The 16800-nt window shown below is 65.9% G+C and carries 15 protein-coding genes; 11 read left to right on the forward strand and 4 right to left on the reverse strand.

The window, feature by feature from the left end; all coding sequences use genetic code 11:
- Positions 1-33: 33 nt before the first annotated feature.
- The 4 genes from LT965_RS00005 (at position 34) to LT965_RS00020 (ending at position 4518) form a co-directional block, all read left to right on the forward strand.
- Complete coding sequence (locus LT965_RS00005) at positions 34-996, forward strand: AAA family ATPase (RefSeq protein ID WP_232701960.1); 963 nt, start codon at positions 34-36, stop codon at positions 994-996.
- The gene (locus LT965_RS00010) at positions 986-2251 is read left to right on the forward strand and encodes a VWA domain-containing protein (RefSeq protein ID WP_232701961.1); all 1266 of its coding nucleotides are present in this window, start codon (positions 986-988) and stop codon (positions 2249-2251) included. Before LT965_RS00005 ends, LT965_RS00010 begins: the two co-directional genes overlap by 11 nt.
- 239 nt (positions 2252-2490) lie before the next feature.
- Entirely contained in the window at positions 2491-3546 is a 1056-nt protein-coding gene (locus LT965_RS00015; RefSeq protein ID WP_232701962.1) for a branched-chain amino acid ABC transporter permease, read from the forward strand.
- Between the two features lie 81 nt (positions 3547-3627).
- Complete coding sequence (locus tag LT965_RS00020; RefSeq protein WP_232701963.1) at positions 3628-4518, forward strand: branched-chain amino acid ABC transporter permease; 891 nt, start codon at positions 3628-3630, stop codon at positions 4516-4518.
- A 108-nt stretch (positions 4519-4626) separates the two neighbouring features.
- Here the strand turns inward: LT965_RS00020 and LT965_RS00025 are convergent, their stop codons facing one another.
- Entirely contained in the window at positions 4627-5394 is a 768-nt protein-coding gene (locus LT965_RS00025) for an SDR family NAD(P)-dependent oxidoreductase (protein WP_232701964.1), read from the reverse strand.
- A 327-nt stretch (positions 5395-5721) separates the two neighbouring features.
- Here LT965_RS00025 and LT965_RS00030 point away from each other — a divergent pair, with 327 nt between their 5' ends.
- The 4 genes from LT965_RS00030 to LT965_RS00045 all read left to right on the forward strand — a co-directional run bounded on the left by LT965_RS00030 (position 5722) and on the right by LT965_RS00045 (position 8953).
- On the forward strand, positions 5722-6993 hold the full coding sequence (locus tag LT965_RS00030; protein WP_232701965.1) for an ABC transporter substrate-binding protein: 1272 nt from the start codon (positions 5722-5724) through the stop codon (positions 6991-6993).
- Between the two features lie 28 nt (positions 6994-7021).
- Entirely contained in the window at positions 7022-7777 is a 756-nt protein-coding gene (locus LT965_RS00035) for an ABC transporter ATP-binding protein (RefSeq protein ID WP_232701966.1), read from the forward strand.
- The gene (locus LT965_RS00040) at positions 7770-8468 is read left to right on the forward strand and encodes an ABC transporter ATP-binding protein (RefSeq protein WP_232701967.1); all 699 of its coding nucleotides are present in this window, start codon (positions 7770-7772) and stop codon (positions 8466-8468) included. The genes LT965_RS00035 and LT965_RS00040 overlap by 8 nt, the downstream gene beginning before the upstream one ends.
- Positions 8469-8554: 86 nt before the next feature.
- Positions 8555-8953 carry a universal stress protein gene (locus LT965_RS00045; RefSeq protein ID WP_232701968.1) on the forward strand — a complete coding sequence of 133 codons (399 nt, stop codon included), beginning with the start codon at positions 8555-8557 and terminating at the stop codon, positions 8951-8953.
- Between the two features lie 51 nt (positions 8954-9004).
- Here LT965_RS00045 and LT965_RS00050 read toward each other — a convergent pair whose 3' ends face one another.
- The 3 genes from LT965_RS00050 to LT965_RS00060 all read right to left on the reverse strand — a co-directional run bounded on the left by LT965_RS00050 (position 9005) and on the right by LT965_RS00060 (position 12764).
- On the reverse strand, positions 9005-9709 hold the full coding sequence (locus LT965_RS00050) for a cyclase family protein (protein WP_232701969.1): 705 nt from the start codon (positions 9707-9709) through the stop codon (positions 9005-9007).
- An 84-nt stretch (positions 9710-9793) separates the two neighbouring features.
- The gene (hisD, locus tag LT965_RS00055) at positions 9794-11071 is read right to left on the reverse strand and encodes a histidinol dehydrogenase (protein ID WP_232701970.1); all 1278 of its coding nucleotides are present in this window, start codon (positions 11069-11071) and stop codon (positions 9794-9796) included.
- A gap of 211 nt (positions 11072-11282) precedes the next feature.
- The gene (locus tag LT965_RS00060) at positions 11283-12764 is read right to left on the reverse strand and encodes a CoA-acylating methylmalonate-semialdehyde dehydrogenase (protein WP_232701971.1); all 1482 of its coding nucleotides are present in this window, start codon (positions 12762-12764) and stop codon (positions 11283-11285) included.
- Between the two features lie 171 nt (positions 12765-12935).
- Here LT965_RS00060 and LT965_RS00065 point away from each other — a divergent pair, with 171 nt between their 5' ends.
- Genes LT965_RS00065 through LT965_RS00075 form a run of 3 tightly spaced genes read left to right on the forward strand, consistent with a single transcriptional unit; the run spans position 12936 to position 16676 of the window.
- Positions 12936-13421, forward strand: coding sequence for a (2Fe-2S)-binding protein (locus LT965_RS00065; RefSeq protein WP_232701972.1), 486 nt, complete (start codon positions 12936-12938; stop codon positions 13419-13421).
- Positions 13414-15807, forward strand: coding sequence for a xanthine dehydrogenase family protein molybdopterin-binding subunit (locus tag LT965_RS00070; RefSeq protein WP_232701973.1), 2394 nt, complete (start codon positions 13414-13416; stop codon positions 15805-15807). Before LT965_RS00065 ends, LT965_RS00070 begins: the two co-directional genes overlap by 8 nt.
- Complete coding sequence (locus LT965_RS00075; RefSeq protein WP_232701974.1) at positions 15807-16676, forward strand: FAD binding domain-containing protein; 870 nt, start codon at positions 15807-15809, stop codon at positions 16674-16676. Before LT965_RS00070 ends, LT965_RS00075 begins: the two co-directional genes overlap by 1 nt.
- Positions 16677-16800: the final 124 nt, after the last annotated feature.

A 16800-nucleotide genomic window follows, 5' to 3' on the forward strand; every position in this document is an offset into this window, starting at 1 on the left:
CGTCGGGCAGTCTCGTTCGTAAGTTCGCACACCATGAATCCGGGCACCACGCCAGCGGGTATCGAGTCCGAGGCGGACCTCAGGGCGGCGTTCGAGTCGGCCGACTACGTCGCCGGCGACGAGATCGTGACCACGGTCAGTCTCGCGATCACCCTGGAGAAACCGCTGCTGGTCGAGGGGCCGCCGGGGGCGGGAAAGACCGAGATAGCGAAGGTGCTCGCGTCCGCGCTCGGCACGGAACTCGTGCGACTCCAGTGTTACGAGGGGCTCACCGCCGAGAACGCCCTCTACGAGTGGAACTACACGAAACAGTTGCTGGCCGTCCAGACGCGCGCCAGCGGCGGCGAAGGCGGGAGCGCTGAGGCGGAGTCGGTGTTCTCCGAGGAGTACCTGCTCGAACGACCGTTACTACGGGCGCTGCGGGCCGGGGCGGAGGCGCCACCGGTGTTGCTCATCGACGAGGTCGACCGGGCGGACGAGGCCTTCGAGGCGCTGCTGCTGGAGGTGTTGAGCGATTTCCAGGTGTCCGTTCCCGAGATCGGGACCGTCCGAGCCGACGTGCCGCCGGTCGTCGTCATCACGTCGAACCGGACGCGGGGACTCAGCGACGCGCTGAAACGGCGTTGTCTCTACCTTTACATCGAACCCCCGGACTACGAAAAGGAGCGCACCATCGTCGAGCGGAAGGTCCCGGAGCTAGAGGCGGCGCTGGTCGACGACGTCGTCGGGTTCGTCCAGGGACTGCGGGGGTCGTCGCTCCGCAAGCAGCCGGGTATCTCGGAGACGCTCGACTGGGCGCGAGCCATCGCGACCCACCACACGGACGGAGACGACCTCTCGGTCCAGGAGGTGAAACGGACGCTGGCCTGTCTCCTGAAGGAGGCAGAGGACGTCGAGCGCGTCGACGAGGAGCTGATCGCGGACCTGCTGGACGACCCTCCCGCTCCGGCGGCAGACGAGGCCGCGACCCCCGGCGACACCCCCGATGACGGCTGACTGTCCCCGGGACTCCCGGTCCGTTCGGCTGTTCGACGACTCCGTCTACGGGGAACTCGTGACGTTCGTTCGCGCGCTACGGACGGCGGGCGCCGCGGTTCCCGCCAACGCCGCCATCTCCGCCGCGGAGGCGCTGTCTGTGGCCGGCGTGACCGACAAGGAGCGAACGCGAGTGAGCCTGCGCACCGCGGTGATCACCCGGGCCGACGACCGCGACCTGTTCGACCACCTGTTCGAGCAGTTCTGGGGCCGTCTTCGGGACGCAGTAACGCGAAGCCAGCAGGACGCCGGCGACGACGCGGCCGACGACGACGGCTTCGGCTTCGACGCCCAGGAGACGCCGGCGGACGCGGAGACGGTCGACGAACTCCCGGACGAGTCCGGGGGTGCCGACAGCAGCGACCTCTCGGTCGGCGACTCCGGGGGGGACCCCGAAGACGTCTACGAGATGGCGCAGTACAGTCCGGTGGGAGCGTCCGAGTCTGTCACGCCGAGTTCGCTGTCCGAGGAGGCGGCGACGGCGGCCGCCACGGAGCGTCTCACCAGCGTCCTCGCGACCCAGACGGGGCGCCGACCGGAGCGAGCGAACGCGGGGTCGCGGCCGGACGTCCGGCGGGCACTCCGCAACAGCGTCTCGACGGGCGGTGTCCTCACCTCGCTCCCGGAGCTACACCGCAAGGAGACCGAGGTCCGTGGCGTGGTGTTCGCGGACGTGAGCCGGTCGATGCTGGACGTCCTCGACAGGTCGTTCCTGGTCAGTTTCCTCCGAGCCGTCCACCAGTCGTGGCGGAGTGCACAGACGTTCATCTTCGACACGGACGTCCGGGAGATAACCGACGCACTCGACACCGAAACCGCCGACGCGACGTTCGACGCCCTGGAGGCGGCAGAGGCAGCGTGGGGTGGCGGGACGCGCATCGGCCACGCCATCGAGTCGGTCCACGAACGGGACCCGGACGTCGTCGACCACCGGACGGTCGTCCTGGTGCTCAGCGACGGCCTGGAGATGGGGGAACTCGACGAACTCGAGTCCGGCATGGCGTGGCTGGCGCGGCGCGCCTCGCTGGTGGTGTGGCTGAACCCGCTCGCGAAGTCCAGCGAGTACGAGCCGACCGCGGCGGGCATGGCGACGGCAGTCCCGTACGTGGACTGTCTCTACCCGTTCGCGGGGGTCGAGGACGTCGACTCCCTCGCCCGCGAACTGCAGCTCTATCCACCGCGGCAGGTCGGTGTTCGGCCGAACACCGTCTACTGAGCGTCTCCCGGTGTTCGGAGCGCCGACCGGCCCCGCACACTGCTGTGTCGTCTTCCCCGTTCTACACCCGCCCACAGGAATGGTGGCTTGTTCGACACGTTCGGGCCCGTGGTTCGGTGAGCCGTTAGTTCTGCCCCGCACGGGGGCGATATTTTGGATACGTCGTGTAATATATTATGTGTCAACAAGAGAGAAGTGAACGTTACATTTATATCGTACGGGTGCCGCTACCATTGGTAATGGAGAGCAAGGAGCAAGAATCAGGCTGGCTCGAACGGATCGTATCTGTCGTCGACGGACGGGAACTGCTGCTGCTCTTCGCGCTCGTACTGTTCCCCCTGTTCCTCACGGGCAACTTCTCGCTCACCACGCACGTGTTGATCTTCGCGATGTTCGCGATGGGGTACTACATCTCGCTGGGAGAGACCGGGATGCTGACGTTCGGCCACGCAGCGTTCTTCGGCCTCGGCGCGTACGGGTCGGCGTTCTGGCTCGTCCACGTCGACGCACCTGCGTACATGGGCTTCTTCGGCATCGTCACCGGGACGCTCCTGGCCATCGTCGGCGGCATCGTCATCGGTGCGCTCTCCCTCAGACGGCGCGGGACGTACCTCGCGCTCATCACGCTCGCCTTCCAGCAGATGGTGTACTTCACGTTCTTCCAGTGGGAGTCACTCACTGGCGGCGACGACGGCCTCTACGGGCTGGAGACGCCGACGCTGGGGATTCCTGGCGTGTTCGTCCTGGAGTTCGAGGAGGCGTTCGGCGGGCTGGTCAACTCGGAGATGATGTTCTTCGCCTTCGTGTTCGTCATCTTCACGGCGAGCGTCCTCGCCATCCGGCGACTCAAGCAGTCGAAACTCGGCCACGTGTTCAACGCGGTCCGGGAGAACGAGGACCGCGCGAACTTCCTCGGCTACGACGTCCAGCGCTACCGGATGATCGCCTTCGTCGCCAGCGCGGGGTTCGCCGGTCTCGGCGGGACCCTCTACCCGATCTACCTCAACTTCGTCGGACTGAGTACGCTGAACTGGGTGCTATCGGGCGAGGTCAACTTCTTCCTGCTGCTGGGTGGCCTCGGCTCGTTCGTCGGTCCCATCGTCGGGACGATGTCCTACTACTGGGTGGTCGACGAGATCAGCGCGTTCACGGAACACTGGCAGCTGTTCGTGGGCCTCATCTTCATCGCACTCGTGCTGTTCCTGCCGGAGGGAATCGTCGGGACCCTGCGGGACTACGTCTCCGACCGCACGTCGTACACGACCCAGGAGGTGCCCCCACGCAGCAATGAGTGAGCACCACACCGACCACGGCCGGACGGACGAACTGTCGACCAGCCACTGCGACACCCCCCTCTCACGGAGTCAAACGTAACAATGGTATCCACAAGCCAATTCCTGATCCAGGTACTGAACGGCCTCTCGCTCGCGAGCATCTTCGCCCTGACGGCGATGGGACTGACGATCATCTTCGGGCTGATGGGCGTCGTCAACTTCGCGCACGGTGCGTACTACGGTCTGGGCATCTACTTCGGGCTAGCGACCCTCCAGATGATCTCCGGGCCGTGGGCGTTCCTGGCGGCGATGCTCGTCGCCCTGCTGGCGACGGCGGCCGTCGGCGTCGCGACCGAAGTGACCGTGATCCGCCCCCTCTACGACCGCGACTTGATAGCGTCGTTACTGCTGACGTTCGGGGTGATGCTCGTGCTCCACGAGGTCATCCGCATGGTCTGGGGAGTCGGGAGTCAGACGGTGAGCACGCCGTCGCTCTTCCGGTTCTCGGTCGGCCTCGGCATCATCAACTACCCGGCGTACCGGCTGTTCGTCATCGGCCTGGCGGTCGTCGTCTCCGTCGCCGTCTGGCTGTTCCTCCAGCGGACGGACATCGGGATGATCATCCGCGCCGCCACGGAGAACCGCGACATGGTGAAGGCACTCGGCATCGACATCGACCGCGTCTACACGCTCGTCTTCGCCCTCGGCGTCGGCATCGCGGGCCTCGCCGGCATCCTCCACGCGCCGATGATCAGCGTCTACCCGGAGGTCGGGACCACCATCGTCGTGCAGAGCTTCGTCGTGGTCGTCATCGGCGGGCTCAACAGCTTCCGCGGGTCGATCATCGCGGCAATCCTCGTCGGCGAGGCGAGCGCGCTCTCGTACCTCATCTGGCCGCCGATGACCGACGTCGCCATCTTCATCGTGATGGCGCTGTTCCTCATCCTGCGCCCGCAGGGGATCTTCGGGAAGTCGCTGGGCGGCCTCGAGTAACCCGCGCGCCGCTTTCTCGTAGTCGGTCAGTTCTGATTCGCGACTGCTGTTCCTCGCAGTCAGCGTCGCCAAGTACCGTGAGAAGTGAGTTCGGAGTCGCGGTTCCGGTCAGTACCAGACGCTCCCGCCGTCGACGTTGACGTCCTGTGCGGTTACGTGTTGCCCGCGCTCGCTGGCCAGGTAGACGACCTGGTTGGCGACGTCGGTCGCGGTCACGAGTTCGCCTAGCGCGGCGTCCTCGGTGAACACGCGACGTTTGGCCTCCTCGTAGGAGACGTCCAGCTTCTCGGCCTGTTTCTCGATGACGCTCTCGATCCTGGGACCCTTCGTCGCGCCGGGGCAGATGGCGTTGACCGTGACGTCGTCGTCACCGAGTTCGAAGGCGAGCGTCCGCGTCAGTCCGATGACTGCCATCTTCGACGCCGTGTACGGCGTCCGGTTCGGGAGCGGTCGCTTCCCGCTGATCGAGGAGATGTTGACGACGCTCCCCCTGTCGCTGTCCCGGAGGTGTTCGGCGGCGTATTTGGCGGTGAGGAACATCCCCATCACGTTGACGTCCATCGTCTGCTGCCAGTCCTCGACGGACACCTCCTCGACGGGAGCCGTGGGGCCGGCGATGCCGCTGTTGTTCACGAGGCAGTCCAGGCCGCCGAACTCCTCGACTGTCGCATCGATGGACGACGCCACCGATTCCTCGTCGGTGACGTCGGTCTCGACGGGGAGTGCTCCCTCGCCGATCTCCTCGGCCGTCTCGTAGATTCCGTCGCTCCGTGCGGCCACGGCGACGTTCGCGCCTTCCTCGGCCAGCGTGACGGCTATCTCTCGACCGATACCCTGACTCCCGCCGGTGACGAACGCGGTGACTCCGTCTAGCATCGGTGCTACCTGTGCGGTCGACGGCAGATAGTTGTTCCTGACAACGGAAGTACCGGTTTACGAACGTCGGACTGACTATTGTTGCAAAAATTACTGGTTCGGCCGAGAGACGACCTCCTCCCGCCCGTCTCTGAGGAGCATCGTCCCGCGCGTGGTGTTCCGAGATGCGGCAAAACAAGCCGGTTGCCCGCCGATACACTCCGCCCGAAGCTGTTTTAAATCGGCGGTGGGCGAAATTATGCAGGAATTCTGTCTATTGTCCATCGCGTAGCGCGTATTAGAGAAACATTTATCAGGGATGTCTATGATAGAGATTCACGCACATTCATGAACGGGGAGAATTCGGCGACGGAAGGACGGAAATCAGGTGGGGTCTCCCGGCGAGACGTCATCAAGGCATCGGGGGCAGGCGGACTCGTCGGTATCTCGGGACTGAGCGGCTGTCTCGACGTACTGTCTGGTGGCGGTAACGGCAACGTCCGACTCGGGACTGCGTTCCCGTACACGGGCGCCTACAGCGAGGAGGCGACCACACAGAAGGAGGGGGTCGACCTCGCGGTCAAGGAGATCAACGAGAACGGCGGACTGAACGGGAAGGACGTCGAGGTCATCGACCGCGACACCGAACTCAACGGGGACACGAGCGCACGCCGCATCCGTGACCTCATCAACAACGAGGACATCGACCTCCTCGTCGCGAACCTCTCGGGTGGGATCTCCCTGCAGACGAACACGCAGGCCAAGGAGAGCGGCATCCCGTACATGGCGGGCTGCCAGACGATTCCCGACTTCCACACCCAGGAGAACCTGTACGACTGCTCGTACACGCCGTACGCACTGAACTACCAGACCCAGTACGCGAACGCGGCGTTCATCCACGAGAACCTCGGCGAGACCATGTACGGTCTGTACGCCGACTACGCCTGGGGCCAGGACTCCTGGAAACACCAGAAGAACGCGTTCCAGGAGCTCGGTGGCACCATCGAGGGCGAGGTCGCCGCGCCACTCGGTGCGAGCGACTTCGCCTCGCAGCTATCCTCGGCCGAGAACTCGGACGCGGACGTGCTGTTCATCCAGAACCTCGGTGCCGACCAGGCGACCTCGCTCAGTCAGGCCCGCGAGTTCGGTCTCCACGAGAGCAAGGAGATCTTCATCGGCCTGACGACGGTCACCGTCGCGCGGCGTGCCGGACTGGACCAGTGGGACAACATCTACGCTGGCATCCAGTACAACGCGAACGCCGACAACCCGGCGACCAACGAGTTCAGCCAGAAGATGTCCGACGAGTTCGGCAACCCCGGCGACTCCTACTCCGCGGTCTGTTACACTGCGGTCAAGGAGTTCGAGCGCGCCGTCAACAGCGCAGAGAGCCTCGACCCGGAGGATATCACGACTGCGATCAACGAGAACCCGTCGTTCGAGCACACGAAGACCGGCGAGGAGTGGCGCGACTGCGACAACCAGTCCATCCAGGACTGGTACATCGTCCAGGGGAAGCCCACCTCCGAACAGGAGGACGAGTGGGACATCTTCTCCTTCGAGGACACCCAGGGCGGCGCAGAACTGCTGCCCGACTGCGGTTCGGACCTCTACACGTAACGCCATCTGAACATCGGTTTCCGCTACAATGCCACTACTGCAAACAAAGGGACTTACGAAGAGGTTCGGGACGTTCGCCGCCGTCGACTCGGTCGACTACCACGTCAACGAGGGCGAGATCGCGAGCATCATCGGCCCAAACGGCGCCGGGAAGACGACGTTCTTCAACCTCATCACCGGCGAGTACGAAGCGACGGAGGGGACGATCACGTTCGGCGGGTCGGAGGTCACCGACCTCCAGCCGTACGAGCGTGTACAGCGCGGCATCGGCCGCGTGTTCCAGATATCGAACGTCTTCCCGGAGCTGACCACCTTCGAGAACGTGCGACTGGCGGTCCAGTCTCGGGAGACGGACGGACAGCGAGCGCTCCTGGAGAAGGCCACCGACGACCAGTCGATCATCGACGAGACACACGACATCCTCGAGGACCTGAAACTCCACGAGAACCGCCAGACGGTCGCGAACAACCTCTCCTACGGGAACAAGCGCCGCCTCGAGATCGGGATGGCCATCGCACTCGACCCGGCGTTGCTGTTGCTGGACGAGCCGACGGCCGGCCTCCCCGAGGAGGAGATGCACGAGGTGTCGGAGTTCATCCGCTCGGTGTCGGACGACCACACGATCCTCCTCGTGGAACACAAGATGGACGTCGTGATGGGGCTCTCCGACCGCATCTCCGTCCTCCACGAGGGCGAACTGATCGCGGACGGCTCCGTCGACGAGATCCGGGACAACGAGCGCGTCCAGCGCGTCTACCTCGGGGAGGACAGCCTCTATGCTTGAGGTGTCGGACATCGACGCCTACTACGGGGAGACGCAGGTGCTGTTCGGCGTGGACCTCTCTGTCGAGCAGGGAGAGGTCGTCTCCATCGTGGGGCGCAACGGCGTCGGGAAGACGACGACGCTCCGGTCGATCCTCAACCTCGCCGAGGTGAAAGACGGGGCGATCACGTTCCGGGGCGAGGAGATCACCGGCGAGGACACCCAGGACATCGCGAAGCGAGGCATCGGCTACGCTCCCGAGGAGCGGGACATCTTCGCCGGCCTGACGGTCCGGGAGAACCTGAAGATGGCAGCGACGTCGATGTCCGCCTCGCGTACCGCGGAGCGCATGGAGTCGGTGACCGAACGGTTCCCGAAGCTCCGCGAACTGTACGAGAGCAAGGGCGGCCACCTCAGTGGCGGCGAGCAGCAGATGCTGACCATCGCGCGTGCGCTGATGGAGGACAACGACATCATCCTCATCGACGAACCCACCGAGGGGCTGGCGCCACGGATCGCCGAGGACGTCAGGGACGCCATCGCCGACCTGAAGGGAGAGAAGACGGTCCTGCTCGTCGAGCAGTCGACGAAACTGGTGTACGAACTCTCCGACCGCATCTACGGGATGGTCGACGGCGAGGTCGTCTACGAGGGGACCCCCGACGACGCCGAGGAGAGCGGCCGCGTCAAGGAGTTGCTGACGATCCAGTAGTCGGTCAGTCGAACCTCCCCGTTCCTGTTGGCTTCTACTCGCCGCTCGGGGCAACCTATAAGCAGTCGCTGATTCGAACTACTGTCATGTACCGGGTACTCGTTGCTGTCGGCGACGACGAAGACAGAGTGAGCAAGCAGGTCAACTTCGTCAAGTCGTTACCGGGGTCGACCGACGAAGTCGACGTCACCGTCGTGCACGCGGTGAAGAAGCGCCAAGGGTCCAGGGACCTCCAGAAGCCCGACCGCATCCCGGCGGTCCGGCAGGCCGCCCGACAGCTCTCCAGCGACGGTTACAGCGTCTCCGAGGAGGACGCCAGAGAAGACCCCGTCGAGGGAATCGTCACCGTCGCCGACGACATCGACGCCGACCTCATCGTCCTCGGTGGCCGCAAGCGGAGTCCCGCCGGCAAAGCAGTGTTCGGCAGCGTCACACAGTCCGTCATCCTCACGACCGACCGCCCCGTGGCGGTCACCGGCATCTGAGCGCGGGTCGCGTGCGACCCGGGAGACGCTTCTGCTGTCCCGTTCGCCCGCTCACTCCTCCAGAACGGCGACGGCCCGGATAGGCGAGCCGGTGCCGTCGCGGATCGGGAGCGGGAGGCCGAGGAAGGTGAACGTCTCGCCGACGACCTGGTCGATGTTCCGGAGGTTCTCCACGTGGGGGAGGTCGTGCTCCCGGCAGAGGGTGTGGCACGGGTACGTCGGGTCGTCGGGCGTGTCGGGGCTCGGCTGGTCGACGCCGAAGTTGACGACGCCGCGGTCGACGAGCCACTGTGTCGCTGCGGCGTTCAGCCCCGGGTAGTTCGCGGAGTATTCTCGCGTCGGGTGGGTCTCGTCGTAATGGCCCGTCCTGAGAAGCACCGTGTCTCCATCCTCGACGGTGACGCCGGCGTCCTCGCAGGCGGCCTCGATGTCGTCGGCCGTGATGTACTCCCCGGGCCCCCGGTGGGAGACGTCGACGGCCTTCCCGGGCGAGCGGAACGTCTCCAGGGACATCTCCTCGATGGAGTCGCCGTCCTCCCTGTAGTGGCGAGGGGCGTCGACGTGCGTCGGGCCGTGTTCGCAGATGAGCAGCGCGTTCGTCTCGAACGTGAACGGCGGTTCCTCGCCCAGTTCCTTGCGGAGCATGTAGTCGATGTCTTCGAAGGAGGTGTCCCGCCACGTCACCGTCTGCTGGTGGGTGTGGTAGACCGGTTGCCCCTCGTAGATCTCCTGTGTGAGGTCGACGATGTCAGCCATAAGTTCACACTCCCCATGGAGTGACGTGAGTATAACGATGGGGGCAACTTCACAGGTCGCCAACCGGAAGAGACGACGGTCCAGCTACTCGTCGTCCAGGAGCCGTGCCTCGGCGGAGAGCTGGTGGGCGTGAGTGCCCTCCAGTTCGCAGATTCGAGCTGCCCACTCCGCGACCTCCGCGGCGCCCTCCCTGGTCGCCTCCTGGTGGGTGAGCGTCTTCAGGTACGTGCCGACCCAGATGCCACCGCTGTACTTCGAGACTTCCAGCGTCGGGAGGCTGTGGTTGGTGCCGACGGCCTTGTCGCCGAACACGACCGGTGAGTGTTCGCCGATGAACAGCGAGCCGTAGTTCCGCAGGTCGTCGACGAGGTCGCGGGGGTTCTCGACCATCAACTGGAGGTGCTCCATCGCGTAGTCGTTGGCGGCCTCGACGGCGGTGTCGCGGTCCGCGGCGACGATGACTTCGCCGTTCTCGTCCCAGCACTCGCGGGCCACCTCCTCGGTCCGAAGGCCCGGCAGCTGGTCGTGGAGTTCGTCCACCACGGCGTTCGCGTGGTCCTCGTCCAGGTCGATGAGTACCGGCCGTGAGTTCGGGTCGTGTTCGGCCTGCGCGAGCAGGTCGGTCGCGACGAGCCCTGCGTCGACGGTGTCGTCGGCGACGATGAGTACCTCGGTCGGACCGGCGAGGAAGTCGATGCCGACGTGGCCGTACACCTGCCGTTTCGCCTCCGTCGTGAAGATGTTCCCGGGGCCCGCGACCTTGTCGACGGCGGGAATCGTGTCCGTACCGTAGGCCATCCCGCCGATGGCCTGCGCACCGCCGGCGACGAAGATGTCGTCGGCGCCCGCCTGGTCCATCGCGTACAGTTGTGCGGACTGGATGGAGCCGTCGGGCTGGGGTGGCGCGCACGCGACGACGCGGTCGACGCCGGCGACCTTCGCGGGGACGATTGACATCGCGGGCGCGGCGACCAGCGGGTGGCGACCGCCGGGGACGTAGACGCCGGCGGTCTCGATGGGGACGATGCGCTGGCCGAGGTGGACGCCCTCCTGGAACTCCTTCTCGAAGGACTGGAGGTGCTCGCGCTGCTCGTCGTGGAACCGACGGACGTTCGCGATGGTGTGGTCGATGGTCTCCTTCTCCTCGTCCGTGAGGTCGTCGTGAGCGGCCTGGATCTCGTCGTCGCCGACGCGCAGATCGTCGCGCTCGACGTCGTCCCAGCGTCGCGTGAACTCCTGGATGGCGTCGTCGCCCGACTCGCGGACCTCCGAGAGGATGTCGTGGACGGAGTCCGTCACGTCCTCCGGGATCTCGAGTGCCTTGCGCTCGGTCTCCTTCAGGTATGTTAGGGATTGTGACACATAGGGAAGATGCCCGGCTGTTCACAAAAGCGTTTGGGGAGCTATCGACCGCCTGATAGCTGTCTCCCGCCGACGAATCGGGGGTCTGGACGACGTTCGGCGGTGACCGACTGGCCGCGACGTGGCCCCTGCTGTACTGGTCGAGTATCTGGTACGTCACGAGAAACGGCGGTGGATGTCGTCCGAACGGCCGGTGCAGTGCTGGACCGGTTCAGGCGTCCGGCCAGCGCTCGATGTAGACGTGCTTGTCGGTGTAGAAGTGGATCATGTCCTCGCCCTGGGCGTGGAGGTCGCCGAAGAACGAGTCCTTCCGGCCGCCGAAGTGGAAGAACGCCATCGGCGCGGACGTCCCGACGTTGACGCCGAGGTTACCGACGTCGGCCTCGTGGCGGAACTTCCGGGCGTCGGCGCCGCGGCCAGTGAACAGGCTCGCGGCGTTCCCGAAGTCGCTGGTGTTGAGCCGCTCGATGGCCGCGTCGACGTCCTCGACGGACGCGAGTGCGAGCACCGGGCCGAACACCTCCTCGCGTGCGATGACCATGTCCTCGGTCACGTCGGCGAACACCGACGGCCCGACGAAGTTACCGTCCTCGTACCCCTCGACGGTGACGTCCCGGCCGTCGACGAGCAGTTCTGCGCCCTCCTGGACGCCGGTCTCGACGTAGTTCCGGACGGAGTCGGCGTGCTCGGGGGTGATGAGCGCCCCGATGTCGGTTTCCTCGTCCAGTCCGTAGCCGACCGTCTGGTTCTCGGCGGCCTCGACGACGAGGTCCGTGAACTCCTCGTAGACTGACTCCTCGACGAGCGCGACGTCGTTCGCGAGACAGCGCTCACCGCCGCAGGCGTACGACGAGGAGACGGTCTTCTCGGCGGCGAACTCGAGGTCCGCGCTCTCGGTGACGATGACGTGGTTCTTCGCCCCACCCTGGGACTGGACGCGCTTCCCGTGCTCGGCGGCCGTCTGGTAGACGTGCCGGGCGACGGGCGTGCTGCCGACGAAGGAGACGCCGGCGATACCCTCGTGTTCGAGCAGCGTGTTCACCGTGTCCACGCTGCCGTGGACGAGCTGGACGACGCCGTCCGGGAAGCCCGCCTGGTCGATGAGCTCGAAGAGCTTCTCGGCGACCAGCGGGTCCTGCTCGCTGGGCTTGAGGATGAAGCTGTTCCCGGTGGCGACGGCGTACGGCAGGAACCACAGCGGGATCATCCCCGGGAAGTTGAACGGCGTGATTGCGGTGAACACGCCGAGTGGACGACGCACCGCGGTCTCGTCGATGTTCGGCGCCGCGTTCGGGATGGAGCCCGCCTGCATCATCGTCGGGATGCCGCAGGCGACCTCCACGTTCTCGATGCCGCGGCGGAGTTCGCCGCGCGCCTCGTGGACGTTCTTGCCGTGCTCCTGGACCAGCACCTCGGTGAGTTCCTCGATGTTGTCCTCGAGCAGTTGCTTGAACGCGAACAGCGGCTGGATGCGGTCCTCGACTGGGCGCCTGCTCCAGTCCTCGAAGGCCTCCTGGCCGCGCTCGACGGCCTCGTCGACGTCGCTCTCGGAGCTGAACGCGACGTAGCCGAGTTCTTCCTTCGTCGCGGGGTTGACCACTGCCTGGCCGTCCTCGCTCGTCGGTGACTGCCACTCACCACCGACGTAGTTTTGCACCTGTTCGTCCTCCGTCAAGGGCTGCAGGTCACTCATCAGGGGTATGTTATCGCGAACCAAGAAAAGGGTTCGCGTATACAACCTTCTTTGATGTGACACGTAGGCCGGTTCAACTCGCTGTATTGACACGCTTGCGGCGGGTTAACTCGACGATACCTTTTTCATACAGTGTTGGCATTATCCAACGAGACTTGTGTGAGAGTCACAATGGCAAGACACGATATAACACTCACAGTAAACGGAAAGGAACAATCGCTCACTGTCGACTCGGAGACGCTGCTCGTCCACGCACTGAGAGAGGAACTCGACTACACCGGCCCGAAGGTCGGCTGTCAGAGCACGATGTGTGGTGCCTGCACAGTCCAGTTGGACGGCGACCCCGTCAAGTCGTGTACACTGTTCGCCGTCCAGGCCGACGGCCGCGAAGTGACGACCGTCGAGGGGCTGGGGGACCAGGACAACCTCCACCCGCTCCAGGAGAGCTTCCGAGCGGAGCACGGCCTCCAGTGTGGCTACTGCACGCCCGGCATGCTGATGACCGCAGACGGACTCCTCGAGGAGAACCCGGACCCCGACCGCGAGGAGATCCGGGAGGCCCTCGAGGGGAACATCTGTCGCTGCACCGGCTACGAGAACATCGTCAACGCCGTCGAGTCGGCGGCCGCGAAGGGGGAGGGCGGCAGCGATGACTGAGTTCACCGAGGGAGAGTCCATCGGCGACGCCATGGAGCGCCGCGAGGACCTGGAGCTCATCACCGGCCACGGCGACTACCTCGACGACCTCAAGCGTCCGGGCATGCTGTACGCGTCGTTCGTCCGCAGCGAGTACGCCCACGCACGCATCGAGGACATCGACACGGAGGCGGCGGAGGCCCACGAGGACGTCGTCGCCGTGTTCACGCACGAGGACGTCGAAGCCGCGGGCGTCCCCGGCGACATCCCACAGATCTACCGCGTACCGAACCTCACGGAGACCGAACACCTGCTGTTCGCCCGGGAGAGGGTCCGCTACCAGGGGAAGCCGGTCGCCGTGGTCGTCGCCGAAGACCGGTACACCGCACACCACGCTGTCGACCTCGTCGACGTGAACTACGAGCGACTGGAGACCGTCACCGACCCCGTCGAAGCGGCGAACGAGGACGCCCCGACGCTCCACGAGGAGCGACCGGACAACGTCGCGTTCACCTGGGGGACCGGCGACGAGGAGGGCGTCGAGGAGGCCTTCGAGGCGGCCGACCGGACGTTCAGCTTCGAGTACGAGAACCAGCGCATCGTCCCGAACGCGCTCGAACCACGGGGGGCACTCGCGGAGTACGACCCCTACGACGAGCAGTTGACCGTCCACACGCCGAGCCAGCAGCCGTTCCTCCACAAGACCATGATGGCGGACGTCCTCGACCACCCCGAGCGGAAGATCAGGGTGCAGGCGCCGAACATCGGCGGCGGGTTCGGGAGCAAGTCGATGGTCTACCCCGATGAGGTGGCGACGGCGTTCTGCGCGATGCAGTTACACCAGCCCGTGAAGTGGATCGAGACGCGCGGCGAGGCGTTCCAGGCCGACGAACACGGCCGCGGCCAGTACGTCGAGGCCGAGGCCGCCGTCGACGAGGACGGCCAGATGACCGGGCTGCGCGTGCGGTCGACCGCGGACATGGGCGGCGAACTCGGTTCGAAGGGCTGTCTCGCGCCGTCGACGACGTTCGGCCTGCTGCTCTCGGGGCAGTACGAGATCCCAGCCATCCGCTTCGACAGCACCGCGGTGTACACGAACCGGACGCCCACGGGTGTCTACCGCGGCGTCGGTCGGGCGGAGGCCATCTGTACGCTCGAACGGCTGGTCGACCACATCGCACGCGAACTCGACGTCGACCCAGCGGAGTACCGTCGCAACCACCTCGTCGAGCCAGACCAGTTCCCCTACGAGACGGGGCTGGGCAGCACCTACGACAGCGGTGACTACGAGAAGGCACTCGACAAGGCCCTCGACATGGCCGACTACGAGGAACTCCGCGAGCGACAGGCGGAACTCCGCGAGGAGGACCGGTACCTCGGTATCGGTATCTCCTGTTTCATCGAGTCCGGCGGCCTCGCGCCGTCGAGTCTCTCGGAGATGTTCGGGATGGGGCTCCCGGACGCCGCCGTGAAGTCCAGTTACTGGGAGTCGAGTACGATTCGCGTCCACGGCTCCGGTGAGGTCACGGCGTACGTCGGGACGGCGAGCCCCGGCACCGGCGTCGAGACGACCCACAGCCAGATCGTCGCCGACAAACTCGGCATCGACGTCGACGACGTCTCCCTCTACGAGGGCACGGACACCGACAAGGTCCCCGACGGCACGGGGAGTGTCGGGTCCCGGAGCGCGCCGGTCGGCGGTGGCGCCATCAAGCACAGCATCGACAAGGTCGTCCAGAAGGCGACCGAGATCGCGGCCCACCACCTCGAGGCGAGTCCGGAGGACGTCGAGTTCGAGGACGGGGAGTTCTTCGTCTCCGGGGCGCCCGGCCGGTCGATGTCCCTGCAGGCCATCGCCACCGAGTCTCAGGTCGCAACGGAACTCCCGGAGGACATGGAACCGGGACTCGAGGCGACCTCGTACTACGACCCAGAGAACTTCACGTGGGCGTTCGGCACCCACGTCGTCGTCGTGGAGGTCGACGGCGAGACGGGCGAGGTCGACCTCGTCGACTACATCGGCGTCGACGACTGCGGCGTCCAGATCAACCCCCAGGTCGTCGAGGGCCAGATCCAGGGCGGCATCGCACAGGGAATCGGCCAGGCGCTCTTCGAGGGCGCGGTGTACGACGACAACGGGAACCTGCTCACCGGCGCGTTCCAGGACTACACGGTGCCGAAGACGACACTCATGCCAGACCTCACACTCGACAGTACGGAGACACCGAGTCCACACAACCCGCTCGGCGTGAAGGGCGTCGCTGAGTCCGGGACAATCGGCGCGACGCCAGCCGTAGCGAACGCCGTCGTGGACGCACTCGAACCGTTCGGCGTGGAGAACGTCGAGATGCCGATGACCGACAAGCGCGTCTGGCACGCCATCCGCGACGCGGAGGAGGGGTCGTAATGTACCCCGACTCCTTCGACTACTACCGGCCGGACTCCGTCGAGGAGGCCCTGGAGCTGCTGGACGAGCACGCCATGGACAACCCGGCGGTACTCTCCGGCGGGCACAGCCTCGTGCCGACCATCAAGTCGGGCCTGGCGTCGCCCGGCGTCATCGTCGACATCGGCGAGATCGACGACATCACGGGCGTCGAGGAGAACGGGGACCACGTCCACGTCGGCGCGTGCACTCGGTACTCCGACGTGGTCGGCGACGCCATCGTCGAGGAGCACGTGCCCGGCCTCGCGGAGGCCACGGGCGAGATCGGCGACACGCAGGTCCGCAACCGCGGCACGGTCGGCGGGAACATCGCCCACGCCGACCCCGCGTCGGACCTCCCGGCCGTCGTCGTGGCGACGGACGCGACCATCCACGCCCAGGGACCGGACGGCAGCCGGGAGCTGGCGGCCGACGACTTCTTCCTCAGCGTCTACATGACGTCGCTGGGCCCCGACGAGATCCTCACCGGTATCGACTTCCCGAAACTGGACGACGGCGTGGCCGCCTACGAGAAGAAGCCGAGTCCGTCCTCGGGGTACGCGATGGTCGGCGTCGCGGTCCGTCTCGAGTTCGACGGCGACACCGTCTCCAAGGCCGGAATCGCCGCCAACGGCGCCCTCGACCGTGCAGTCCGACTGGAGGGTGCCGAGCAGGAACTCGAGGGCAGCGAGCCGACGCCAGCGGTCGTCTCGGCGGCCGCCGAGGCGGCGACCGACGGCATCGACACCGACGAGATGATGGACGACATCCAGGCCGACGGCGCGTACCGCGCCCAGCTCCTGGAGTCGTACACCGGTCGTGCGCTCGAGAAGGCGGTCGACCGTCGCTAGCGCAGACGGCCGGGCCAGCAGCCTCGTTCTCACGCTCTTCGCACCGTGGAGTGGTCGCAGTTCTGACACCGTCGAGTCGACCGGTGGGCGGTGGATTTATCGTGGTATGCCAACGTCCCACAGT

Source organism: Halobacterium wangiae (assembly GCF_021249345.1).
Taxonomy (GTDB): domain Archaea; phylum Halobacteriota; class Halobacteria; order Halobacteriales; family Halobacteriaceae; genus Halobacterium; species Halobacterium wangiae.

Bases quoted from the DNA above. Each gene is read 5' to 3' on its own strand.
- LT965_RS00005 (WP_232701960.1), top strand. From the start codon at position 34: ATGAATCCGGGCACCACGCCAGCGGGTATCGAGTCCGAGGCGGACCTC.
- LT965_RS00030 (WP_232701965.1), top strand. From the start codon at position 5,722: ATGAACGGGGAGAATTCGGCGACGGAAGGACGGAAATCAGGTGGGGTC.
- LT965_RS00045 (WP_232701968.1), top strand. From the start codon at position 8,555: ATGTACCGGGTACTCGTTGCTGTCGGCGACGACGAAGACAGAGTGAGC.
- LT965_RS00010 (WP_232701961.1), top strand. From the start codon at position 986: ATGACGGCTGACTGTCCCCGGGACTCCCGGTCCGTTCGGCTGTTCGAC.
- LT965_RS00040 (WP_232701967.1), top strand. From the start codon at position 7,770: ATGCTTGAGGTGTCGGACATCGACGCCTACTACGGGGAGACGCAGGTG.
- LT965_RS00070 (WP_232701973.1), top strand. From the start codon at position 13,414: ATGACTGAGTTCACCGAGGGAGAGTCCATCGGCGACGCCATGGAGCGC.
- LT965_RS00075 (WP_232701974.1), top strand. From the start codon at position 15,807: ATGTACCCCGACTCCTTCGACTACTACCGGCCGGACTCCGTCGAGGAG.
- LT965_RS00050 (WP_232701969.1), bottom strand. From the start codon at position 9,709: ATGGCTGACATCGTCGACCTCACACAGGAGATCTACGAGGGGCAACCG.
- LT965_RS00025 (WP_232701964.1), bottom strand. From the start codon at position 5,394: ATGCTAGACGGAGTCACCGCGTTCGTCACCGGCGGGAGTCAGGGTATC.
- LT965_RS00015 (WP_232701962.1), top strand. From the start codon at position 2,491: ATGGAGAGCAAGGAGCAAGAATCAGGCTGGCTCGAACGGATCGTATCT.
- LT965_RS00035 (WP_232701966.1), top strand. From the start codon at position 7,022: ATGCCACTACTGCAAACAAAGGGACTTACGAAGAGGTTCGGGACGTTC.
- LT965_RS00065 (WP_232701972.1), top strand. From the start codon at position 12,936: ATGGCAAGACACGATATAACACTCACAGTAAACGGAAAGGAACAATCG.
- LT965_RS00060 (WP_232701971.1), bottom strand. From the start codon at position 12,764: ATGAGTGACCTGCAGCCCTTGACGGAGGACGAACAGGTGCAAAACTAC.
- LT965_RS00020 (WP_232701963.1), top strand. From the start codon at position 3,628: ATGGTATCCACAAGCCAATTCCTGATCCAGGTACTGAACGGCCTCTCG.